This window comes from Vibrio sp. PID23_8, assembly GCF_003584965.1.
In the GTDB taxonomy this organism is placed as follows: Bacteria; Pseudomonadota; Gammaproteobacteria; order Enterobacterales; family Vibrionaceae; genus Vibrio.
On sequence record NZ_LIXE01000006.1, the window covers coordinates 44161 to 68019 of the forward strand.

20 protein-coding genes, 2 tRNA genes and 1 pseudogene are annotated in these 23859 nt (G+C 44.9%); 14 read left to right on the top strand and 9 right to left on the bottom strand.

Features of this window, described 5'->3' with window-relative positions; genetic code table 11:
* Positions 1–48 precede the first annotated feature (48 nt).
* Positions 49–1380 carry an ammonium transporter gene (locus AK966_RS11960; protein WP_119464218.1) on the top strand — a complete coding sequence of 444 codons (1332 nt, stop codon included), beginning with the start codon at positions 49–51 and terminating at the stop codon, positions 1378–1380.
* A 331-nt stretch (positions 1381–1711) separates the two neighbouring features.
* Here the strand turns inward: AK966_RS11960 and AK966_RS11965 are convergent, their stop codons facing one another.
* Positions 1712–2818 (bottom strand): M20/M25/M40 family metallo-hydrolase, encoded by a 1107-nt coding sequence (locus AK966_RS11965; protein ID WP_099078052.1) that lies wholly within the window; start codon positions 2816–2818, stop codon positions 1712–1714.
* 671 nt (positions 2819–3489) lie between these two features.
* On the opposite strand from AK966_RS11965, the gene AK966_RS11970 reads away from it, so the two are divergent.
* Positions 3490–5226, top strand: a complete 1737-nt coding sequence (locus AK966_RS11970; protein ID WP_099078049.1) for an amidohydrolase — start codon at positions 3490–3492, stop codon at positions 5224–5226.
* Between the two features lie 620 nt (positions 5227–5846).
* Here the strand turns inward: AK966_RS11970 and AK966_RS11975 are convergent.
* From AK966_RS11975 to AK966_RS11990, 4 genes are all read right to left on the bottom strand, one after another.
* Positions 5847–7487 carry an MFS transporter gene (locus AK966_RS11975; RefSeq protein WP_119464219.1) on the bottom strand — a complete coding sequence of 547 codons (1641 nt, stop codon included), beginning with the start codon at positions 7485–7487 and terminating at the stop codon, positions 5847–5849.
* A gap of 82 nt (positions 7488–7569) precedes the next feature.
* A complete protein-coding gene (locus AK966_RS11980; RefSeq protein WP_119464220.1) occupies positions 7570–9189 on the bottom strand; it encodes an MFS transporter in 1620 nt (539 codons plus the stop codon).
* A 169-nt stretch (positions 9190–9358) separates the two neighbouring features.
* Positions 9359–9841: a hypothetical protein gene (locus AK966_RS11985; protein WP_099078046.1), complete on the bottom strand. Its 483-nt coding sequence runs from the start codon at positions 9839–9841 to the stop codon at positions 9359–9361.
* Positions 9820–10518, bottom strand: a complete 699-nt coding sequence (locus AK966_RS11990; RefSeq protein ID WP_099078045.1) for a winged helix-turn-helix domain-containing protein — start codon at positions 10516–10518, stop codon at positions 9820–9822. Before AK966_RS11990 ends, AK966_RS11985 begins: the two co-directional genes overlap by 22 nt.
* A 399-nt stretch (positions 10519–10917) precedes the next feature.
* Here AK966_RS11990 and AK966_RS12000 point away from each other — a divergent pair, with 399 nt between their 5' ends.
* The gene (locus tag AK966_RS12000; RefSeq protein WP_119464222.1) at positions 10918–11736 is read left to right on the top strand and encodes a hypothetical protein; all 819 of its coding nucleotides are present in this window, start codon (positions 10918–10920) and stop codon (positions 11734–11736) included.
* Positions 11737–11844: 108 nt separating this feature from the next.
* On the opposite strand, the gene AK966_RS12005 is transcribed toward AK966_RS12000, so the two are convergent.
* Entirely contained in the window at positions 11845–12213 is a 369-nt protein-coding gene (locus tag AK966_RS12005; RefSeq protein WP_253252650.1) for a hypothetical protein, read from the bottom strand.
* Between AK966_RS12005 and AK966_RS12010 the strand changes: the two are divergent.
* Positions 12111–12344, top strand: a pseudogene (locus AK966_RS12010) (L-2-hydroxyglutarate oxidase); the annotation flags it as partial. The gene AK966_RS12005 and the pseudogene AK966_RS12010 sit on opposite strands and share 103 nt — an antisense overlap.
* A gap of 40 nt (positions 12345–12384) precedes the next feature.
* Here AK966_RS12010 and AK966_RS12015 read toward each other — a convergent pair.
* Positions 12385–13317 (bottom strand): LysR family transcriptional regulator, encoded by a 933-nt coding sequence (locus tag AK966_RS12015; RefSeq protein WP_119464223.1) that lies wholly within the window; start codon positions 13315–13317, stop codon positions 12385–12387.
* Positions 13318–13470: 153 nt separating this feature from the next.
* Here AK966_RS12015 and AK966_RS12020 point away from each other — a divergent pair, with 153 nt between their 5' ends.
* Complete coding sequence (locus AK966_RS12020; RefSeq protein WP_119464270.1) at positions 13471–14922, top strand: NAD-dependent succinate-semialdehyde dehydrogenase; 1452 nt, start codon at positions 13471–13473, stop codon at positions 14920–14922.
* 263 nt (positions 14923–15185) lie between these two features.
* On the opposite strand, the gene AK966_RS12025 is transcribed toward AK966_RS12020, so the two are convergent.
* A complete protein-coding gene (locus tag AK966_RS12025; protein WP_099078142.1) occupies positions 15186–15452 on the bottom strand; it encodes a hypothetical protein in 267 nt (88 codons plus the stop codon).
* Positions 15453–15857: 405 nt separating this feature from the next.
* On the opposite strand from AK966_RS12025, the gene hppD reads away from it, so the two are divergent.
* From hppD to AK966_RS12065, 8 genes are all read left to right on the top strand, one after another.
* Positions 15858–16931 (top strand): 4-hydroxyphenylpyruvate dioxygenase, encoded by a 1074-nt coding sequence (hppD, locus tag AK966_RS12030; RefSeq protein ID WP_119464224.1) that lies wholly within the window; start codon positions 15858–15860, stop codon positions 16929–16931.
* The gene (locus tag AK966_RS12035; RefSeq protein ID WP_119464225.1) at positions 16924–18054 is read left to right on the top strand and encodes a homogentisate 1,2-dioxygenase; all 1131 of its coding nucleotides are present in this window, start codon (positions 16924–16926) and stop codon (positions 18052–18054) included. Before hppD ends, AK966_RS12035 begins: the two co-directional genes overlap by 8 nt.
* A 9-nt stretch (positions 18055–18063) precedes the next feature.
* The gene (locus tag AK966_RS12040; RefSeq protein ID WP_119464226.1) at positions 18064–19101 is read left to right on the top strand and encodes a fumarylacetoacetate hydrolase family protein; all 1038 of its coding nucleotides are present in this window, start codon (positions 18064–18066) and stop codon (positions 19099–19101) included.
* A 19-nt stretch (positions 19102–19120) separates the two neighbouring features.
* Entirely contained in the window at positions 19121–19789 is a 669-nt protein-coding gene (gene maiA, locus AK966_RS12045) for a maleylacetoacetate isomerase (RefSeq protein WP_099078038.1), read from the top strand.
* Positions 19790–20043: 254 nt separating this feature from the next.
* Entirely contained in the window at positions 20044–20703 is a 660-nt protein-coding gene (locus AK966_RS12050; protein WP_119464227.1) for a DUF2726 domain-containing protein, read from the top strand.
* Positions 20704–20838: 135 nt separating this feature from the next.
* A complete protein-coding gene (locus tag AK966_RS12055; RefSeq protein WP_099078036.1) occupies positions 20839–21177 on the top strand; it encodes a hypothetical protein in 339 nt (112 codons plus the stop codon).
* Positions 21178–21357: 180 nt separating this feature from the next.
* A tRNA-Val gene (locus AK966_RS12060) sits at positions 21358–21434 on the top strand.
* A 29-nt stretch (positions 21435–21463) separates the two neighbouring features.
* Positions 21464–21540, top strand: a tRNA-Val gene (locus AK966_RS12065).
* Between the two features lie 100 nt (positions 21541–21640).
* Here the strand turns inward: AK966_RS12065 and AK966_RS12070 are convergent.
* Positions 21641–22570 carry a universal stress protein gene (locus tag AK966_RS12070; RefSeq protein WP_119464228.1) on the bottom strand — a complete coding sequence of 310 codons (930 nt, stop codon included), beginning with the start codon at positions 22568–22570 and terminating at the stop codon, positions 21641–21643.
* Positions 22571–22732: 162 nt separating this feature from the next.
* On the opposite strand from AK966_RS12070, the gene AK966_RS12075 reads away from it, so the two are divergent.
* Complete coding sequence (locus tag AK966_RS12075) at positions 22733–23824, top strand: linear amide C-N hydrolase (protein WP_119464229.1); 1092 nt, start codon at positions 22733–22735, stop codon at positions 23822–23824.
* The last annotated feature ends 35 nt before the right edge of the window (positions 23825–23859 follow it).

Genomic DNA, 23859 nt, shown 5'->3' on the forward strand with positions numbered 1-23859 from the left:
GTTTTGTTTTTATTAACATAGATTTAGATGCAATAGAAAGGATACGATATGGATATTTTAAACAGTGGTGATACAGCGTTTCTTTTGCTATGTACCGCGTTGGTTTTATTGATGACGCCTGGCCTTGCTTTGTTCTATGGCGGCTTGGTCCGGGAGCGTGACTCGCTCACCATCATGCTGCAAAACTTCATTTGCATGGGTGTCGTTTCCATCATTTGGGTGTTTGGTGGTTTTAGCCTCGCTTTCGGTCATGATGTAGCCGGTGTGATTGGTTCGTTAACCCAGTTTATGGGGATGAGGCACATTGGAGCAGTGCCAAATGATGCGTATGCACCAAACGTTCCCTTCATTTTGTTTTTCGCCTACCAAATGATGTTTGCCATCATTACACCGGCACTCATCACTGGAGCATTTGCAGGGCGATTCCGGTTTGGGCCTTATCTGAAATTTATCATCCTGTGGACACTGCTGATTTATATTCCGGTTGCGCACTGGGTGTGGGGTGGCGGTTTCCTCTCCAAACTTGGTGTGGTGGATTTCGCCGGGGGTATTGTGGTTCACGCCACGGCGGGCGTGTCAGCGCTGGCTACGGCGTTGTATGTTGGCAAGCGTGTTAGCGTTCGCAAAGGCGAACATGAGTTGCCGGCAAACCTGCCTTTGGTGGCTGTCGGTGCCGGCTTGCTGTGGTTTGGTTGGTTTGGCTTTAACTCCGGCGGTGCCTATGCGGCAAACGAGCTTGCCGCTTACGCCTTTACCAACACCACCCTTTCTGGTTCAACGGCCATGTTGGTCTGGATGTTCTGGGAGTGGCGTGAGCGTGGCCGACCTTCCTTCTCTGGTACCTTGGTTGGGGCTGTGGCAGGTCTCGCTACCATTACACCAGCGGCAGGGTATGTTGAACCAAGCTCAGCCATATTAATCGGCTTGATTGGGGCAACTGCGTGTTACTTTGCCAAGCACATTCAGGAGAGGCTAGGCGTGGATGATGCGTTGGAAGTGTTCCGCGCCCACGGCATTGGCGGTATCGTCGGTTCCATTTTGGTGGGTGTTTTGGCAAGTGAAGCAATTGATAAAGTCGAGGCTAGCGTTTACCAAGTGTTTATCCAGATCGTGGGTGTTGTTGTGGTGTCTGTGTATTCATGGTTTATCACAATGTTTATTCTGAAGTTGGTTGACCGCAATGGTGATTTGAAAGCCCCTGATGAGATGCAAGAGAAGGGGCTTGATTTTGCCGGTTTGGGTGAGCATGCCTATCACTATGATGACGTTGGTGAGGATGACATCGTCGCTGGTGGGTTTAACGATGGGGAAGAAACCTCAGGCGAAGAAACCTCAGACGAAGAATCCCCAAAGGAAAATGGTGAACCACCCAAACAGTGATAGGACTGGGACGGTTTTCAGGCACTACGAGATAGAGTAGTACACTTACAAACACGCGGAAATCCAGAAAGGATTTCCGTTTTTTTCTGATTACTTTATGCGACACACGGCAGAGTTAGCAGTTCGGGTTTGTACAGTTGGAAGCCTTGGAAAAGGTCGAACCCCAGTGTCTTTGCTGTACGGTACGCTTCATCAGTTTTGATTTTGTCTGCCAACAACTATTGCCAAGTTGGCATGGTAGAAAATAGAAGAAAGGATAGAGAGCGGGTAACGCTCCCCTCCATTATCGACAGGGCGATATAAAGGGGAGTCTGTGGTTACTTCTGCAAAATCATTTCACTAGGAAGTGCTTAACGAATTCAGTGATTTTCACCATATCGTCAACCGTGATGAACTCTTCAGTGGTGTGTACCTTTGCCATACCAGTAGAAAGGTTGACCGTTGTTAGGCCTTTCTTGTTGAAGTTATTTGCATCGCTACCGCCGCCAGTGCCTTTGGTGAATGCATCGATGCCCATGTCAGCGAACGCCGCTTTGATTGCGGTTACGTGAGCATTGTCTTCTTCGATTACAAATGCATCGTATGCGCGGCTTGATTCGATTTCGACTTCCGCACCGTGTTTTTCAGCCACAAATTCGAAGGTTGAGATCATGTGCTTCACTTGCGCATCGAGCTTCTCACCGTTTAGTGAGCGAGCTTCCGCAACGATGGTGAGTTCAGGCATCACGATGTTGGTTGCTTGGCCGCCGTTAACCATACCGATGTTCGCGGTGGTTTCTTCATCGATACGCAGCAGATTCATTTGGGTGATAGCATCTGCTGCTACCATGATTGCGCTGATGCCTTCTTCTGGTGCAAGACCTGCGTGTGCCGGGCGACCTTTGATTGTCGCAACGATTTTTTGTTGGCCCGGTGCCGCCGTCACGATAGTACCGATAGGGCCGCCTGTATCGAGTACGATTGCTTCCGTTGACGTTACATGCGACATATCGAAGTATTCAGAACCAAACAGGCCACCTTCTTCATGTACTGTGAACGCCAATTCCAGTGTTTTGTGCTCTAGGTTTTCAGCTTGGATGCAACGAACTGCTTCCATAATGGCTGCAATACCAGATTTGTCATCACCACCAAGAATCGTGTTGCCTTTCGAGCGGATGATGCCGTCTTCGATGATTGGCTCGATGCCAATACCTGGTGTTACGGTATCCATATGGCAGCTGATTAGAATAGAGCCTTCTTTTTTACCTTCCAAACGTGCGTATACGTTGAAACCGTTTGAGATGTGCTCAGGAACTGGAAGTTTATGAACCGCGAAGCCGAGTTCGCCCAGTTGCTCTGCCAGTGTTTCTGCGATTTGTTTTTCGTTCATTGTTTCGCTGTCGATACGAACTAATTGGCAGAAGTGTTCAACTAAACGTTCTTGATTAATTTGTGTCATTAGGTGTCTCATTCTTTCTTGGTCGAGATCGTCGCCATGAAGCTGGGATCACGAAAGGGAACAGAACTTCTCTTATTACACACCTTCTTCTAGCGAAAACTGCGTTGAGTCAAAGAAGAGACCTGCCTGACATTCTTCTGACCATCAAAAATCACGAAGTGATGGTGTGGTCACGAAAGCGTAAGCGACAGGAAAAGCGAGTATGAATTGAGGGAGCAAACGAAGAACCAAAATAAATAACAATAAATGAGAAATTGTTTAAGAGAGGCACTTATCAATATATCGAGGGACTAAGCAGCCTATAAATAGTATTCAATCAACCAATGAAGGGTGCGCTATGGGTTTTTACACAAGAATACTGATTTATGTCCTGCTGATATTTGTAATAGCGAGTGCCATCATCTATAGCGTTGTTGATATTAGAAAGGAGCGATTTGAAGCACCTGAAATTCCGATCGGAAGCTTTGAAGTGCATCTATTTTTTGACCAGCAACAAAACTATCGTTAGCTAAAAAGGTAAATAAATTCAACTAATTGATGTTTTTTTAGGTGCAAAATTTGTTTGATAATTTTATTTCACTTTTAAATTCTCGAAAGCAACGATGGTTTGAGGCAGTTTGAAAGGGTACACAGAAAAACAAACACGTATCCTACATGTTCGGAGTTTCATTATGACAACAAAAACAGTTCTTAACCCTGGTCTTGAGTACAGCAACGAAGCCGTCTTATATACGGGCCATTTTATTACGGTTAACGAAGACCAACCAAAAGCGCATGCTGTGGTCGTGCAAAGTGGGAAAATACTTTTTACGGGCACTAAAGATCAGGCTGAAACATTCCTAAATACGGAAAATATCTCTTACCGTCATGACGCTCAATTTGAAGGGAAAACGATTGTTCCGGGCTTCATTGAAGCACACATGCACCCACTGATGGCGGCGCTGTTTACTGGCATGTTCGAGTATGGCGGCCAGTATGATCGCTTAGGTGTTGGTGGCAAATTACTAAAAGGCTGCTCAACGGAAGAGACGTTAAAAGCTCGCATCAAAGAATTAAAACAAGAGCATGATAATGCAGGGAAAACAGGTGACTGGCTTAACCTTTGGGGTCTTGACCCCTTGTTGATGACAGATGGCTCCATAGTCAACCGTGATTTCCTTGATTCAGTAGTTGATGACTCTCCAGTCTTTTTCATGCATGCGAGTTGCCATTTAGCAACAATGAATTCGCAAGCAATCGAAAAAGTAGGGTACAGCTTAGATGATGATCCAGAGTTTATTCTCCGTGAAAACGGTCGACTAACGGGTGACATTGCAGAGATGAAAGATCTGTATCGCGCACTGAATGTTGGCGCATTTAACTATGGCACTGATCCTGCGGTTATCGGCAAAACACTGATTGATTACGCGAACATTGCCCATTCACTCGGCGTAACGACCGTTGCTGATTGTGGTATGGGTATTCCATCTAACCCTTATCCACTGTACCAAGCACTCAGTGCAAATCCAGCATTTAAACTTCGTGTTACTGCATACCCACTTGTTGGCGTATTCAGCGTAGATGAAGTGAATGCAATGAAAGCAGAGAACAATGATCGCTTAAGCATTGGCAGCGTTAAGTACGTGAATACCGACGGCTCAATTCAAGGGTTTACCGCGAACTTGCTAGACGGTCAGACATTCTATAATGGCAAGCCAAGCACATCACTGACTCGTGACATTGAAGAGATCTATGAGGCTTCTCTTCCTTTCCATAAGGCGGGTTACAACATCTCTTTCCACTGTAACGGCAATGGTACAACAGAAAAACTGTTAGACCTTATCGAGCGTATGCAAAAAGACACGTCAATGCCAAATGCACGTCACTGCCTAGAGCACAATCAAATGGTGACTGACGAACAAATGGACCGCATGAAAGCGCTAGGGGTTTGTCACAACCTATTTGGTACACATGTACCGGTGTGGGGGGATGTGCATGCCACTCAAACCGTGGGGCCTGAGCTTGTTAAGCGTTTGAACCCATTCCAAACGTCTGCGAAAAAAGGCATTCCGTTTTCTATCCACTGTGATGACGGTGTGACACAGGTTAACCCATTATTTATGATGTGGGGCGCGATGAATCGTAAATGCATATTCTCTGGCAATGTGTATGGTGAAGAAGAGTGCTTGACCGCAGAGCAAGCACTGCATGCGGTAACACTAGGTGCTGCATACCTAATGGGGCATGAAGACAACAAAGGTTCGATTGCACCAGGAAAACTGGCTGATTTCGCAGTACTAGATGCAGATCCTTTGAATACGCCTAAAGAGCAGATCAAAGACATTCACGTTCATGCAACGGTATTGGGCGGTGAAGTGACAGTACACCCACGTATAGCAACGTCAGTGAAAGAAACAGAAATGGCTTAACACCAACATAAACGCACTTTCACTTAACTCAAAGAGCACGCACAGTGCTCTTTTTTTATGTCTGTTAAAAGGCTTAGTCAGAAACTAAGGTGAAAGGCCCGGAGATGGAAGCGACATGCTCTAGCGAGGAAGCTAAGGTGAGCCCAATTGGTATTGGTAAGTGGTCGGATTATTGTGCACGAAAACATGCTTAGAGAAGGTGTTAATGGTGATCACTTACGGCGCTAAAGGTAGAGTACTTTCCCGACCAATAGTGAAATACAGCGCGCTATGATTTTTAAACCGCAGCAAAGCACCAATAGACATACTTACCCGATACGCGTATAGGTTGTTAGATATATGACGTAGTGCGCGTCGAGACTCAACGTTGAACCTGTGACGGCATCGTCTGCATTGGGCACTGAGAGCGCGCTGTCTGAACATATTGAGGGCACCTCAGGCAAACCAAGGAAGCTCACGCAATGGCACTTTACTGCGTTGTTCTTCCCTGATTGTTTGCGTCAGCGGCTGTTAGAGATAGAACTAACAGAATGCACTGAGTAAAGCACTTGAAGTTATTTGGGCGTCAGTATGAAAGAGAGACTTTAGGCCAACCATGGGAGGCTGGCCTATGATGCTAGTTACTTTAAAGGTAGGGCTTGTTTAAGTGGCAGGGGAAGAGGGGTAATGCTTGACTTATGTATTCTGGTGCTCATGTATCCGCCGATCAGCGCTAGTAGCGCGAGAGTCATCATCGCAAGGTTAAAGCCGAGCACTCTTGCATTGGCATTCGCTTTCAATAGGTAACTCGCTTGATGGTTATCGAGTTGGTAACGGTCAATTAAAATATCGACCCTCGCATTGTCAATATACGGAACATGGGAGACTTGCTTTAAGTCGGACACAAACGAAGTTGGGTAGTATGTGGAAATTTCTTGATTGGAGCGAATAGTGTTATCCATCGTCCACTGATTTATTCCCCCAAACAGACTTATCCCAAGCACTAGGCCAATGTTTCTCACCGTTGCTTGTAATCCGCCGGATTGCTCAGCATCACGTTCACCTAATGCATTTGTGATAATTACTGGGCATTGTGACGCCAAGATTCCCATTGATGCGCCAAGAAGTGCCATACCGATATAAAAAGACCCTAAGATTTGGTCACTTTGGCTTGATAAAAGCAATGTCGCGCCAGCGGTAAACATCCCCATAAACGCGATCTGACACAGTTTTTTAGGTGATTGATGCTTGAAAAACAGTGGAGTGGCGACGGACAAGAAAATCATACACGCAGAGAACAGTAGAATGATGCCACCAGAATGCGCCGAAGAGAGAGAAATTGCGACCTGCAAGTAAGTGACAACAACAAAACTACTGCCGCCCAGTGCGATATACATTAAAGAGAGCACGATAAAACCGGTACGTGATGCACTGTTTATAAACCAACTAATAGGCAGCAGTGCGTATCCATAGGCTCGTTCAAAGCGAATTTGCTGAAATATGAAAATGCCGAATAAGAAGCAGCCAAGTCCTAGTAGAAACAGTGCTGGGCTGATAGGAAAAATAAAGCTAAGCCATGATGGCGTATTCGCGCCATTTAAGACCAATATCGCTCCCCAGTAAGGCATTTTTATTAAGCTAAACGAGATCATTACCGTGCTGATTGCTCCAAGACTCGCACCTAAAATATCAAACTTAGCGGGTTGGTTGGTGTTAATCGGGCGGATACAAAATATCGCCGTCAGTAAACTTAAAAAATAACAAATGGCAATGAGCACGAAAGGCCAGTACCAGTGGGTATTATCGTGTAGCCAACCACTCACCAAAGGGATCAATGCTGCAGCCAGTCCAGTTGCAGCCGCCATTAAACCGAAACCTACCGCTCGGTTTTTACCGGGAAAGTGCGCAACGACAAGGGCGAGAACCGCAGGCAATATTAACGCAGAGGCAATACCGGCAAGTGGTCGTACAAATAAGGAAATGGTCGACATATTGTCGATGGTGATAAAACCAATGGTTGAGATGAGGCCGACAGAGGTGCCTAAAATAAGCAGTCGTCTCCAACCAATGATCAGCCCCAGCGCACTGGCAGATAACATGAAAGCTGCGCCTACAAGCGGTTGGACCGTACCCAAAAATTGAATATTTGAGATATCAGTTTGAAAGAGTTGCACTAATGCCGAAGTGGAAATCGAAAGGTTTGCGACATCGGCTGAGAGTGTGAATTGTGCTAGGCACAGAGCGATGAGCAGCCAGCTCTTATTCTCTTTTGTATTTTCCATAGCGCCTCACTTAGTGACTGAGGAAAGGTAGGGGTTAAAACTAAGAAAGCCCCGGCGTACCCGGGGCGAATAAGAACGTAAACTAGCTCTTCATTAACGATCTCTGGGGGAGTTTAGAACATAGTGCCAAACCACCAAGCATCAGACCGATAAGTGCAAATAGAGCGTAGTGAACAGACTGCAAGCGTGATTCTGCCATTACTTCAATCACAATGCGTTGTTCCTCTTTATCGGCAATCAAGTTTTCCATCAGGTCAACAGCCATCGCATTTGACACAAATGGCAATGAAGGTTGCTCAATAATGATTTGTTTTGTTTCAGCAGACAGAGCCTCATGTTCCGCCACGTTAGACTTAATTGCGCCAGTGAGAGAGAACAGCATAACAGAGCCTAAAATTGCAACGCCGAATGCTTGTCCCACATTACGTGATGTCGCTTGGATGCCGCCAGACTGCTGCGCTTCACGCTCATCAAGCGCTGAAGTAACTACGATGGATGCTTGAGATGCCAATAGACCTGCACCAGTACCAAAAATAGTCAGAGAGATGTATTGCCAGAAGGTGATGCCTTCCGTAGTGAAGCCAAGGAACATGAGCGCAGTACCGGCTGCCGCAATGATAAAGCCTAACTGGCATACGCGTTGACAAGTCCAGTTGGAAAGTTTTGCAGGTGCACCTAAGGAACCGATCATCATACCCAAAGCGAACGCACACAGAGCCATGCCGGAAGAGAACGCGCTCATGCCAGCGACAAGCTGCATGTATGACACGTTAATGAAGCCTGTCGCACCGAATAGCAGGAAGATGGTTGCGCATAGCACTAAACCAACCACGACTTGCGGGTTCTTAACATAAGAAGATGGAAGAAGTGGCGTACCACCTTGTGCTTCAAAGCGACGCTCCCACACCATCAGTGCTTTTAGAATACCAGCGCCAAGCAGAACGGTTGGAATTGCTGGAGATAAGCCAAAGATGCTGAAGTCAGTAAGCGGCGCAACCAGACCCCACTCAGAAATCTTCAGAAGACCGGTTACAAAACAAAGCAAGCCAATACCCGCGAGTGCAATGCCGACCGTATCCAGTTTGCCTTTAAATGGGCTAGCGTCAAGCGTAGGCAGTTTCATGCTGCCAAACATAACCAGTAAGCAGTAAACGCCCAAGCCCATAAACGCCACACGGAAACTGGCAACATCAAGGATGAACCCGAAGAGCAGTGGAGTGATAGCACTGGCAAGACCGACTAATGCGGCAATGGCGGAGAATGCGATCGCTTGGTCTTTACCTTTATAGATACCAGCAACATTTGCCAGCACAGCAGGGATTAGCAAACAAGCACCTAAACCAGCGCCAACGCGTGCGCCGTAGTTCAAGATTTCCATATTCGGTGCGAAAGCTGCCCCAAAGGAAGCGGCAGCTAGCATGCCAGCGCCGATGACCATTTGGCGTTTCCAGCCAATAATAAGACCGATCAGACCACCTGCTATCATGCCAGCACCAGCGATAAGCGGGTACATAGCATTGGCCATTTGAATTTGTGGCATAGTCGCCCCGTGAAGCGCGATGAGCGCATCTGTAGAAATCGCTAAGCCTGAGTTATCTGCCATTGTTGAAAACTGGGCAGCAAGAAGAACAATCAGAGGGAACCATTTGGCTAGCCCTGATTTTTCTTCCTGTTTAGGAAGGGTAGAAGCGGATACCGTCATAGTAGATACCTTTTGGTTGAAGAGCAAAAGCTCACGTCGTTATAATTATGAATTAATCATCACCGTTATTTAACCGCGTGTGGTTGCTTTCGCTCCAACCAAAAAAAGTATCTTTAGAAGAAAAAAAATTGTATTTGTAAATTAATAGGTAAAAAAAGCTAAAATCACTCTAACCATCTGACTTTCTTGTTAAAATATAAGATACGTCTATTCCATTACTTTGCTGGACATCAAGGAAAATTCGCCCTTCATCCAGTCGCCATGTATTCAATCGAAGTAACGTACCCCCTATAGGGACGTCTAACTTGGTATTTTCGATGAACGCCTCAAGTCCTTCCACATGCCGATTCTCAATATCGAAATGAGCGCTGATATGTTCACGTTGACGCATCACTAAGGTTCCGTCGTAGGTGTAGCTGAATTCTTTGTATTGGTTGTGAATGGAAAGGCGAATTTCCCCGCCTTTGATCAGTAGGAAAGCACTACTGTCGATCTTTTTGTCATTGATATAGATCGCACCTTCACCTTGCCATCCACCTTCATATACCCGAAATGGGTCATTCAAAACGTAATAGGTTTTAGTGCCAAGCAAACACGAAAGGACAATCACCAAGGCGAGTATTAATAATTTCAAAAGTCGACTTTTTGGCACTTCAATACTCCTTCTATTTGAGAACACACGCGATAAAAGGCGTCTTGTTTGACTACATATTTGACGGGCCCAACGGAGTCGAGCTGCAGCGTCTCTAGCTCGTCAGGCGTAGCATCAAACAAAACCCAGTGTTTTCCTTGCTGGTGGCTGACTCGAGAAGGTTCAGTAACGAAGAGACCAGAGGCGGAGAGGGCAAACGATGCAATTCCGACGGCGATTGTTAGCGTAAAAAAACGCAGCGATGGTAAGTGATGAATACTTAAAGTAGCGTCGGTATTTGTTACGTTTTCCGCGTTATCTGCCGAGATTTGCGTTTGTGCTTCAACACGCACTGTCGCCTCTTTGCACTCATCGAGTTGAGGAGCGACAGAAAGCACATAACCTTGCTTGGGGATGGTTCTAATAAGATTACGCTCAACGTCTTGCAGCGAAAACCTAAGCGCTTTGACGGTTTGGTTTATGGTTGCGTTGGTTGCGTAAGAATCTTTCCATAGTGTCTCTTCAATGGATGCGCGAGACAGAACGTCAGGAAACGTCTTAATCAACTCATGAAGCAAGTTGGCTTCTCTAGCGCGTAGTCGAGATAAGTCTCCTTGTTTTTCAATCACTCCGGAAGTGGGTGAAAAGGATATATCACCGATTTTATATACCGGTGGCTCCAAGGATAGATTCGTCATTTTATGTTCTCTTCATCATTGTTACGCAAAATATGCTAACCGAGAACCATGATTGGAGCATTTGATCCACGGCAATAAATTCTTTGCATCAAAATGCAAAAAGCCAAAAATGAGGATTGGGTCATTTGGCTATTCAATAATAAGTGACAATAAATATAGTGAAATTTTTATGGTCAATATTTCCGTACTATCGATTAGTTGGTGGCATGGCTCTTGTGGCGAGAAGTCTTTCAAAAAAATAAGGTTAATTAACCAGTTAGTTACTACATGCGGTGTGAATATTTTTTTTCATTTATTGTTCTTTTATTTTGTTATCGAAGTCAGGCGGTTTTCCCTAGAGTGGTTTGGAATTTGGCTCGTTGAAGCCAAGAACCAATAACGCACAATAGGTTTTTGACCATGATTAATTATAAAAATATAACATTAAGTAGTGCACTTATACTCTTTACTTCCAATGTATTTGCAGATGAACACATTAGCCCTGAAGATGCGCCGGATCCAGGTGACCATACCAAAGTCTCTTCTGTGTTGAACATCACTTACGGTAAACAAAGTTTTACTGAAGAAGATAACGATTTTGTTCAAATTCAAGGCCAGATGTCTGGCGGGAAAAGTAATGGCAATCTGTTTTTGGGGCAGTTAACCGTTCAGGGCCAGGAGAATGGCAAAGTTGGTAGCGACGATTTTAATTTGTCACAAGTACGCGCAAGGTACTTTGAAGTTACCCATACAGAGTGGCAGCATGCCCCAATGGCTGGTATATCACTTGATTATATTGAAACCAGTTTTACGGACGCGATATCGGATCGACTGTTTGCGGTAGGCGGTTTGATTCGTGTCGACACCCCATTTAAAAACTGGTTATCTTTTCCAATTTTGGCGGGGGCGGTCGGGCAAAATAACAGTACTTACAGCCGACTGGGCTTAGTGGATGATTACACTTGGGGCGTGCAGTTCAATTTCTTAAACTCCATTTATCTGCATAAAAATGGTACGCACGTGCAAATCAACCCGCAATTTAGTTCATTAGACTTTGGTGGGGAGGTTGGCACAATCAATCAGTTGCAATTGGATCTTGCGTTTCAGACCCCATTTACAGACGACCGCAAGCATTGGGGTAAAGTCACGTATACCGAGTATTTTGATGACGCCGAGCAAAGCTTTGGGCACAACAGGCAGGGAACGGAGCTGAAGTTTACTTATAGTTATTACTTCTAAGTTCTGTGCGAATGGCATGAATTAATGAAAGAGGCGGTCAATTTGACCGCCTCTTTGCATATCACGGTAGGACATACGATTAAGCAGGAATGTCTTTCGCGACTTGCTCTAGTGTTTCCACAATGACATCAATGTGCTCTTTTTTAATAACAAGCGGGGGGATAGGGCAATGGTGTTGCCCATACTACGAACCATTACGCCTTTGTCATAGCACTGTTTTTGGATATCGAAACCTATTGGTTTTCCATGAGAAGCATCGGAAAATTGAACGGCACCAATTAACCCGTCATTACGAATGTCCACAATCGAGTCGATACCTTTTAGAGAATGCAAGCCTTCCTGGAAGTACTGGCCAATCTCACCTTTTATCCATAATTCAGTTAGAAGACTTAGAGCCTTACCCGGCGGGGATCCGAGCTCAAGCAGTACTAAAAGATGGTACGTTAGTGCACGACTTTTTGTTTGCCGAAAGTGCACGCAGTCTTCACGTTTGTAATGCGCCGTCCCCAGCCGCAACCTCTGCGATTCCAATTGGTGGCTACATTTGTGACAAAATTGCTGAAAAGCAACAGCTACCAACTTCTATGAAGATTGCAGATGTCGCTTAGCTAGCATCCCCTCCTTCTAGCAAAGGAGGGACGATGAACATTACTGATTTTGTTGTTGATAAAAATTTCGCATCGTTTTAATAAATAGGGAGCGAATTTTATTCACAGCGATGGTCTTCTTTGTTATCGCCATGACTTCCAAGCGATAGAAACGATGCTCGGGTGTGATGGCGATCAACTCTCCAGTTTCTACGTATGGCTTTGCATAACGCTCTGGTAAATAGCCGATATAACGAGAGGATAGTAGCAACGCCAGTCGTGATTCATAGTTGTAGGCCGTCGCTTTTAAGTTCATGTTCGCTAAATGACCATTGATCTTCTCTTGTGTTTTCATTCCAGCGTATACCACCGGAAATTCGTTAATGACTTCATCCGTCAGTTTTTCATCAGACAAAGTGGCTAACGGATTGTCTTTGCTGCAATAGAGATAGCATATATCAGTATAGATATGATCGTATTCTAACCCTTCTAACTCCCTGTGATAGGGAATAAACCCAATATCTGCCTCTTCTTGCATAACCATTCTTTCAATTTCTGTCATCCTCGCGACTTCGGCAGTCAGATATACTTCCTGGGCTAGCTTAGCGAACTTTCGAATCACCAACGGCATGCCAGCACGAGGGTCAAGGCTGATAGTATCACTAAATAAAACAGTCAAATTACCAGAAAGTTGAATGTCTAAATGGTTAATTGTATTTCTGAAATCTTCGAGTTCCCCTAACAGCTTTACGGTCGCTTCATACACCACAATCCCTTCCTCAGTTAAGGCAAAACCTGCGCGACCGCGCCGGCATAACGTTAGGTTAAGCCGTGATTCTAAGTTTGAAATGTGAATGCTGATGGTTGAGCGACTGATGTTTAATTCTGTTTCGGCGGCAGAGAATCCACCGCAATCAGCAACGACTTTGAATATCTTAAGTTGTTTGATTTCGTAGTCGCCGATTTGCCCCACTGGAGAAGGGTTTTTTGTCATTGTTTTAGCCCCTTAAAACTTCATGTTTAGAGAACAATACTTATCTCGGCTGAATGTTTGTTATTATTTTGTTGTATAAAAGGGTGATTATGCGTAATTTTTAATCACAAATCTTTGAAGTTGCTAATATTTCTAACAGAGGGTGATTGAATGATGGCAGAGTTAAGTTTGGTATTTTCCCAAGGCTATATAGATGGTGAGTGGGTAGACGCAAAAAGTGGGCAGCAAGTTAATGTCGTAAACCCAGCAACAGGCACAGTGATCACACAAGTTCCGGACATGGGAGCGGAAGATGCAGAATCAGCAGTACAGTCTGCTCATCACGCTTTTTTATCTTGGAAGAAAACCAGCGGCAAGGAACGCGCAAACTTACTTAGAAAATGGTTTGAACTCATCGTATCAAATGCAGAGTCTTTAGCCGTGCTATTAACGAGCGAGCAAGGTAAGCCTTACAAAGAGTCTTACGGTGAAGTCATGTATGGCGCGTCATTCATCGAATGGTTTGGGGAAGAGGCAAAACGAACCTATGGCGATAACATCCCAGCAGCCAACCCAAACAATCGTTATATGACCATTAAGCAACCTGTTGGGGTGGTCGCGGCGATAACGCCTTGGAACTTTCCTATTGCGATGATCACTCGTAAAGTTGGCCCGGCGCTAGCGGCGGGTTGTACGGTTGTCGTGAAACCGGGAGAAGACACACCACTGTGTGCGCTTGCCTTGGCTGCACTCGCTGAGCAAGCTGGAATACCCAAAGGCGTAATTAACGTGGTGACCACGGCTAATCCAGCGGAGGTTGGAGAGGTACTTTGTCGTCATCCTTTGGTGAGAAAAGTCTCGTTTACAGGGTCGACACCAGTAGGGAAATTTATTCTCAGTCAGACCGCTGAAACGGTAAAGAAAGTGTCGATGGAGTTGGGTGGGAATGCGCCATTTATCGTGTTTGAAGATGCGGATATCGACAAGGCCGTGCAAGGCGCACTGATTTCTAAATATCGTAATGCTGGGCAAACTTGTGTCTGTACCAACCGCTTGTATATTCATGATGCCATTTACGATGAGTTTATGAATCGCTATTCAACGGCGGTGTCGAATTTGGTCGTCGGTAATGGTCTAGATTCAGAGACGGATATTGGACCGTTGATTAATGATAGAGCGGTGAAGAAGGTGTCAGGGCTGGTGGCAAGAGCAATAGAGCAAGGTGCAACTCTGACGCTTGGTGGCCAGGTATCTGAGTTTGGCGCGCAGTTCTATCAGCCAACTATTTTGACTGACGTAACCGAGGAAATGGAAGTCGCACATCAAGAGTTGTTTGGTCCCGTAACGACGGTATTCCGATTTACTCAAGAATCTGACGTGATCGAAAGGGCCAACAATACGCCTTATGGGCTAGCCGCTTATTTTTATACGCGTGACCATAGTCGAGTTTGGCGAGTGAGTGAAGCGTTGGAATATGGCATCGTGGGTATTAACGAAGGCATCATTTCGACCGAAGTCGCTCCTTTCGGAGGTGTCAAAGAGTCTGGATGTGGCCGTGAAGGATCTAAGTATGGCATCGATGATTATCTAGAAATCAAATATTTATGTCATGGAATAGATGCCTAACCTCCTAGGTTCAGAAATAGAAACGCCCTTAAGTTTTTTATTCCCAATCATCGTCTTCCGTCGTGATTGTTTCAGCAGCACTTTATGTGCTGCTTTTTTTTGTTTTTGTCGTTAGATAATTTCCGATTAGGTTGATTCTTTATTTGGACAAGCCGAGCTCAATAAAGAGTTCGGCGACTGGTCACCGATTCACGTCCCATTCAAATTTACGCCGATTGGTTCGTAAATTAACGCATGCACAGCGCTTTATGATGGCGTTGGGCTTATTGGTATATTTGTAAGCTAAGCAGCATCTTTCCAATTAGCCACTCAATAGTGTGCTGGCACGGTTGCCCTAACTTTGTGCAAGCGACGGATTCTATTTGTACGTGAAGTTCATGCAAATAGGCACAATGGTGATAGATCCCCGTTTGTTCACTCAACGTGGTGTATGACATCCTTTCGTAGCCAAGCGTAATCAATTGCTCAGTCGCGACATCGAGAATAGTGTTAATGGTGATCTGGGTATTTTCTTGAGTTCGGCGGGCCATATCTATAACCAGTGTGCAAAACGGAAAAGGAACACCATTATTTATAGGTATGCATTCCATATAAGTTAAGGGAAATTGTCCTTACCCTGACATTGAATGTGTTATCAAAGCACAAAAGCGATCATACCCCCCTTAAGTAACAACCACTTTACAATTTAATGGTTCGTGTAAATATCGGTAATGCGTGCTAATACACTGATATAAGGAAGCTGTTGTTGATATGTTTTAGGTAGAAAACGTTGCAATTTGCCGTGTAACATATATTTTACATTTGTCGCCTCAAATCGCGCCAATGTCGATTTTCGTTTATGTATTCCAATTTTTCTCTCGCTGCGCCAAGTTAGAAATATGAATTGAGGACGAAAGTTCAGAGACTCATAAAATGAACGACACGAGGAGATAGTCATGGTTGACACGTATAATCCGCTAGGTACGGATGGATTCGAGTTTGTTGAATACACCGCTGCGTGCAGCGAAGGTATTGAGCAACTAAAAGCATTGTTCATGTCGCTAGGTTTTGCCGAGATCGCTAAACACCGTTCTAAAGAGGCGTGGTTATATCGCCAAGGTAGCATCAGTTTTATTGTGAATGCACAACCGCACAGCCAAGCAGAAGCATTCGCTAAAGTTCATGGGCCTTCTGTTTGTGGCATGGCGTTTCGTGTAAAAGACGCATCGGTTGCGTTAAAGCAAGCATTGGAAAATGGGGGGAAGGAATACAAAACCGAAATTGGCCCGATGGAGTTGAGCATTCCAGCGATTTACGGTATTGGTGAAAGCCTACTGTACTTTGTCGATCGCTACGGTAAACAAAGCATCTATGATGTTGATTTCCGCTTCTATGATGATGCTGACGAGCGTTTGGCAAAAGCAGACGTGGGTTTGTATGAAATTGACCATGTGACTCATAACGTGAAACAAGGCCATATGGATCTGTGGTCTGGCTTTTACGAGCGCATTGGTAACTTCCGTGAAATCCGTTACTTCGACATTGAAGGCAAACTGACTGGCCTTGTCAGCCGTGCAATGACGGCACCGTGTGGCAAAATTCGTATCCCTATTAACGAATCTTCGGATGACAAATCACAGATTGAAGAGTTCATTCGTGAATACAACGGTGAAGGCATTCAACATATCGCGCTAACCACAGACAACATCTATCAGACGGTGCAAACACTACGTGAGCGCGGCATGGAGTTTATGCCGACGCCAGACACGTACTATGAGAAAGTCGACGAACGAGTAAAAGGCCACGAAGAAGACGTGAGTAAACTGCGCGATCTGCGAGTTCTCATTGATGGGGCTCCTACCAAAGATGGCATCTTGCTGCAAATCTTCACCAAAACTGTTATTGGCCCTGTGTTTTTTGAAATCATTCAGCGAAAAGGCAACGAAGGCTTTGGAGAAGGGAATTTCAAAGCATTGTTCGAGTCGATTGAAGAAGACCAAATTCGTCGAGGAGTGCTAAGCGATGCATAAATGGATCACATTTCCTCACCGGGAGGGAGTGTGCTCCAAACAAGCACATGCTGATTTCCCGCAAGAGGCAATTTTTGAGCGAGAAGCAGGACGAAGTGGTTTCTTTGGCCCTGCATCGCACTTTCATCATCAACATGCACCGACTGGTTGGTCTGAGTGGGAAGGGGATTTGCGCCCGCGAGCTTTCGATTTCAACCTGGTGGAAACGGCAAACCAGATCACACCATGGGCAGTACCTCATCTTCTGCATAACGCCAACTGCAAAATTAGAGTGTGGCGAATGGACGATAAAATGGAATTTCTGGTACGTAATGCGGACGGGGATGAGCTGCTTTTTATCCACCAAGGCACTGCGGACCTCTATTGTGATTATGGGCATTTACAGGTGAGTGAAGGGGACTATGTGATGATTCCGCGCTCAACCAATTGGCGGTTAGAGCCAAGTGAACCGATGTTTATCTTGATGATCGAAAATACGGATGCGGCCTATTCACTGCCAGAAAAAGGCATGGTAGGTAATCACGCCGTGTTTGACCCGGCAGTACTAGAAGTGCCATCGATCAATGACCCATTTCGCGCCCAGTATTCAGAGAGTCAAACACAAGTTCAAGTAAAACGACACGATCGAGTTAGTGTGATCACTTATCCCTTTAATCCGTTAGATGCAATTGGTTGGCACGGTGACTTATCGGTAGTGAAAATAAATTGGCGTGACATTCGACCGCTCATGTCGCATCGCTATCACTTACCTCCGTCTGCACATACTACATTTGTAGGAGCAGGTTTTGTTGTGTGTACTTTTGTCCCACGTCCTATTGAAAGTGACCCGGGGGCATTAAAAGTGCCGTTTTACCACAACAATGATGATTACGACGAAGTGTTGTTCTACCACGCAGGGGATTTCTTTAGCCGTGACAATATCGAAGCGGGGATGGTGACGTTTCATCCGGCCGGCTTTACGCACGGACCGCATCCGAAAGCGTTTAAAGCGGGTCGGGAGTACAAGAAGAAGTTTACTGACGAAGTGGCTGTGATGATTGATACCCGCCACTCGCTTGAGTTCTCTAAGGAACTCGACAAGGTAGAAAACAAAGAATACGTCTACAGCTGGCAAGAGAAGTAAGGGACAAGGATGAAATTAGCAACCAAGAAAAATGGCACTCGTGATGGCCAGTTAATGGTCGTGAGCAAAGATTTAACACAGTGTGTCTCTGCGACAGATATTTTCCATGAAATGCACTTAGCGCCCACCATGCAAGTCGCACTGGATAATTGGGATAAAGTGTCGCCTCAATTAGAGGAGCTCTACGCTGCGCTAAATGGTGGCTCAGTCGTAGCCAGTGAAGAGTTTGAATCTCATTATTACGAATCACCTTTGCCTCGCGCTTATCAATGGGCGGATGGCAGCGCTTACGTTAACCACGTCGAGCTGGTTCGTAAAGCCCGCGGTGCAGAAATGCCCGAAAGCTTTTGGACGGATCCTTTGATGTACCAAGGTGGTTCAGATGCATTCATAGGCCCATGTGACAACATAGAGTTTGCCAGTGACGAGTGGGGGATTGATTTTGAAGGTGAAGTGGCAGTCATTACTGGTGATGTGCCAATGGGAGCGAGCATTGCAGAGGCACAGGAGTCGGTTCGTCTAATCATGTTGGTTAACGATGTTTCGCTACGTGGAATTATTCCGGCTGAACTGGCTAAAGGTTTCGGCTTCTTCCAATCTAAACCTTCTTCGGCATTCTCGCCAGTCGCAGTCACACCGGACGAGTTGGGTGACGCATGGTATGAGAATAAGGTGCACTTGCCCTTGGTTTCAACCTATAACGGTAAGCCTTTTGGTCGCCCGAACGCAGGTATTGATATGACATTCGACTTTGCTGATTTGATAGTCCATGCGACAAAAACTCGCCCGTTGTCGGCTGGTGCAATCATCGGTTCTGGCACAGTGTCAAACAAGCAAGGCACTGAATACGGCACATCCATTGAAGAAGGTGGCGTAGGGTACTCATGTATCGCGGAAGTACGGATGATTGAAACCATTCGCGACGGCAAACCGTCTACTGGTTTTATGTCTTTTGGCGATTCAATTAAGCTTGAAATGTTCGATGCGGAAGGTAATAACATTTTTGGCTCAATTAATCAGCAAGTCAGTCAGTATCTTAAACATTGATGAATTGGGCGAGAGAAGAATGAGCGATAACATGACGCTTTACGGCTATTGGCGATCTTCGGCTGCTTATCGGGTTCGCCTTTGTTTGAACTTAAAAAACCTTAAGTATCAATCAAAGTCAGTACATCTCGTACGTAATGGAGGCGAGCAACACAGCGTAGAGTATCACGCTCTCAATCCATCGGAATTAGTCCCAATGCTGGTGGATGGTGAGGTTCGCATCAATCAGTCGCTCGCCATTATTCAGTACCTTGATGAGCGCTATTCCGATACTTCCGTGATTCCCCTGCAGATACCATTACGTTATCAGGCGCTCGCGATGGCGCAGGATATTGCGATGGAGATTCATCCATTAAACAACTTGCGGGTATTGCAGTACTTGGAAGGAAGACTATCTTGTGATCAAGAAATGAAAATAGAATGGATTCATCATTGGATGAAACAAGGCTTCTTGGCATTAGAAGAGAAGCTAGACAAGCATCGACAATTATACGGAGACAGTATCTACAGTGTCACGGATTGGCCTTGTATTGTGGATATCTGTTTGGTGCCGCAAGTCTATAATGCGCTTCGTTTTGGCTTGGATATGTCGCCTTATCCGCTCATCAATTCTATTGTAGAGGCGTGCAATCAACTGCCAGCGTTCATTGATGCCATGCCAGAACATCAATCCGATGCCAACCGCTAACCTGATTTGAGTTATGCAAGGCCTAACCGTGTTCGAATTTTGATTAGGCCGATTGGTACTAGCAAGGCGATGTATCGATAACTTTGGTTCCAGATAAAATAAATTTCGGCAAACTTACCGCTTTCGCATATCCACTGGTGCCAAAAGTGCTTGGTACTCTGTTACCATTCTCGCGCAAATTTATGGTTTTGTTGCTCTGGCTGCGTTTTCCCTTTAGGCTCTGAGCAACTCGTTGTTTTAGGCGCTTATTATCTATGACCAACATCTTTATCATTGTTGTTCTTTTGGTTGTTTTCTTTTTTATCATTCAAAAGTACGTGATCAAACATGATGACACTCGTGACTATCCATATCGCTCTAAAGGGCCACTCTTAAATGGGCAAGAAGGCGCATTTTTCAATGCATTGAGAGCTGCTGTGGGTGATCACGCGGTGGTGTTCTCTAAAGTTAATATGGCAAGTTTGATTGCGCCGAAAGACATAAAAAACAAAAAGCAGCTATTTATCGCTAGCAATCGAATCTCCCGAAGCTACTTTGATTATGTGATTTGCGACCCTCGCACTCTACAGCCACGTGTCATTATTGAACTGGACAATGGGCAACAGTTACACAAAGGCAAAATTGAACGTCAAAAACTGTTAATGCATGTGTGTAAAACCGCAAATTTGCCACTCATTGGCGCGTCGGTGAAGCACAGCTATCAGGTAGGGCGACTGCGTCGTCTATTGGCTGCACATATTGACTTAATCGAGCCTGACAAAGAAATTCGCTTTTGTAAGAAGTGTGGCAGTCCGATGGTCATCAAAACAGCAAACCAAGGTGAGTTTAAAGGCCGCCGCTTCTTTACTTGTAGCCGACAGTCAAACTGTACCTATACCGAAAATTACAATGTCGTGTTTGAATCGGATGAATAAGTAGGCTTCGCGGTGAGGTAACTAGAGTTAAGGCTTTAGCTCCGGTGGGTTAAAGCCTTTTTCGTTTCTGTATATCATCCACGTTGCTTAGTTAGCTCCTATACTTTGTTAAAGAAAGAAGAATAGGGTATAACAATGCGATATGGATGGGGTTTTTTAGTACTGCTGGTTGCGCTAAATGCCAACGCGATACCAAATTTGAAGCCATTAAAGTGCCAGTTGACCGACACACCACAAGATCATTTTTTGTATTACTATGAGCAGATGGTCTATCAAAGTGAGCAGTTTTTGATTTTTCAAAACTTTAAAGGACGAGTCAGCACTCAGGTTGATCTTAAAACCGGTGAGTTGATTCGTACGACCTACATTGGTGAGCCTTTTACGCCGAAATATCAGATCCTTTTTGGTTTTTGCCCTAATGTTTCGCAAACTTTGCAGATGTGGATGTTGAGCCAAGTGCCATACGATAATTAACAGGAATGACTAAAAGCTGCATAGATCACACTTTTAGAGCGTTAAGTGGCTGCAATTGCTGATAAATTCGTCTAAAAACAGGGCTTGAGTTTAGAATTTCGCCAAACGATTCAAAGTTCATAAATTTCTGCTTGCACCGCTGATGGTATATGGATAATATCCCTCTCGTTCCAGAGAAATGCGTCCGTAGCTCAGCTGGTTAGAGTATCGCCTTGACATGGCGGGGGTCGGTGGTTCGAGTCCACTCGGACGCACCATTCAACTTGAATGGTTAGGAATAAAATTTGGGTCCGTAGCTCAGTTGGTTAGAGTACTACCTTGACATGGTAGGGGTCACCAGTTCGAATCTGGTCGGACCCACCAAATTTTTATATGAATACGTCATATAGCAAAAAAGCCCGCACTTGTGCGGGCTTTTTTGTGTCTATTACGAATGTAATGCTGCTACTTCTCTTAGCTTTCGCTACTGAATAGGCGAAACAAAGCCACTAGGCTTAAGTACAACTAAAGAGCAGTTGATGGTTTGGAAGATATTTTCTGCAGTATTGCCGACTAATAACCCTTGGATTCCTGAGCGTGCAACGGTCCCCATGACTAATACATCAATATTCTGCTCATCGACCCAATGAGGGATTTCATCATCAGGGGTGCCGTGGATATGATGTATGACAGTGTCTCCTTTGATGCCTGATTTATCTATTAATGCATCCAGTGCCGCTCGGTGTGTCGTTTTTTCTGCCTCCACTTGCTCATCAAGTACTTTATCTTCCACTTGAATCCAGATGTGGTGTCTTAGATAGTTCTCAAGCTGAAAATCCCAGCAAGAGACGATATGTAGTGTGCCATCACAGCTATCGGCGACAGTGCGGGCAAGCTGAAGTAAACGTATGGCTAGCCCTTGCTCCTCGGGTGCAGTAATCGTCGGGTCAATAGCAACAGCAACATGCATGTTACATGGCGCTTTGCCGGTCTCTTTATTTAGCCAAACCGGACATGGACATTTACGTAGCAACTTCATATCTAACGCTTTGAAGCCTTTGCTATTATCATCAAGGGGCTCAGCATCTTTGATGAGTAGATCGTATTTATGGCGACATACTGAACGGATAATCCGAACCGCAGGGTAGCTGCCACTCTCAATTTCAATTGGGAAAGGGTGAGGTGACGCTCCGGCTTTGGTTTGCAACTCTTTCATGTTGTCAGCTAACGAGTTGATTAAGGATTGCTCATAATTCGCTTCATAATTAATCATGCTAGTAGGCAAAGATGGGCAGACAACTAATCCCTTTAGGCTTGCTTGGTTGTTCTCGGCTAGTTGGATAGCTTGGACCAGGCCATGGCTTTTACCTTCCAATCCATGGTTGACGAACAGAACATTTTTAAACTCTTTCATTGCGTCCTCCTTTTTTTATAGTGTTGTTCTAATTGAAAGATATTTCCATATAAAAGGTGGGGAATATTGTCATGTTTTACCTTTAGCCTTAAATACGCAGAATGGCAACTTCACAAAAAGGGACTACAATCGGCAAGTGTTACCTTATTAGGTGGAATGAAAATGCTAAAGAAAACACTTCTTGCCATTACGTTATCTGCAGGTGCGGTAGCCGCCGCAAGTGCTTGTACTGGTATATCACTCTCAACCTCAGATAATGATCAGATTCATGCCCGGACAATTGAATGGGGAGAGTATGACCTCAACAGTAAACTCATTGTTGCACCGAGAAAATATACATTCGCTTCTACGATGCCAGACAAAAAGCAAGGACTGAGCTGGGAGAGTAATTATGGCTTTGTCGGTATTTCGGTCAGTGATGATCGCTTCATCGCTGAAGGGGTGAATGAAGAAGGGTTAACCGCAGGTTTGTTTTATTTTAAAGGTTATGGCTCGTTAAAAGCTTATGACCCAAATGAACGGGCGAATAGCATTACCGATATGGATTTCGTACGTTGGATGCTGTCTCAGTATAAGACGGTAGATGAAGTTAAAGCTGGGCTACAAAACATTGACATTGTACCTGTATTCATTGATGACAAAGGGCAGCCTTCTCCTACTGCACACTGGCGTGTTACGGATAGAACCGGTAAAAATATTGTTATCGAGATCATTGACCAAGGTAAAGTACATATTTACGAGAATGAAGTTGGTGTTTTAACGAACTCACCTGGCTTTCCGTGGCATGTAGAAAATTTGAATAACTATATTCATCTTGAGCCGGGGGCGAGTAAGCCAATGAACTTTGGTGGTGTTAAAGCTAAGTCCTTCGGTGTTGGTTCTGGCTTTATAGGATTGCCGGGTGACATTACGCCTCCATCGCGCTTTGTGCGCGCGGCATTCTTTGTCAATACAGCGCCAAAATCGAAGACGTCTGAAGCTGCAGTATCACAAGCGTTCCATATCTTGAATAACTTCGATATTCCAATTGGTACAGAGTTTAGTCCTGAGTATCGTGAACACATCCCTGATCTGCCAAGTGCCACTCAATGGACGTCGGTTATCGATCAGGGTAATGGTGTATTTTACTATAAAACCATGAACGATAGTCGAATTAAAAAGGTGGATTTAAACAATATCGACTTCAACCAAAAACAAGAAGTGAAACGTAAACTAGATAATGGCTCGTTTACTGTTGAAGACGTGACACCATAACAAGTCGCAAATTAGAAAGAAGAGATAGACTCATA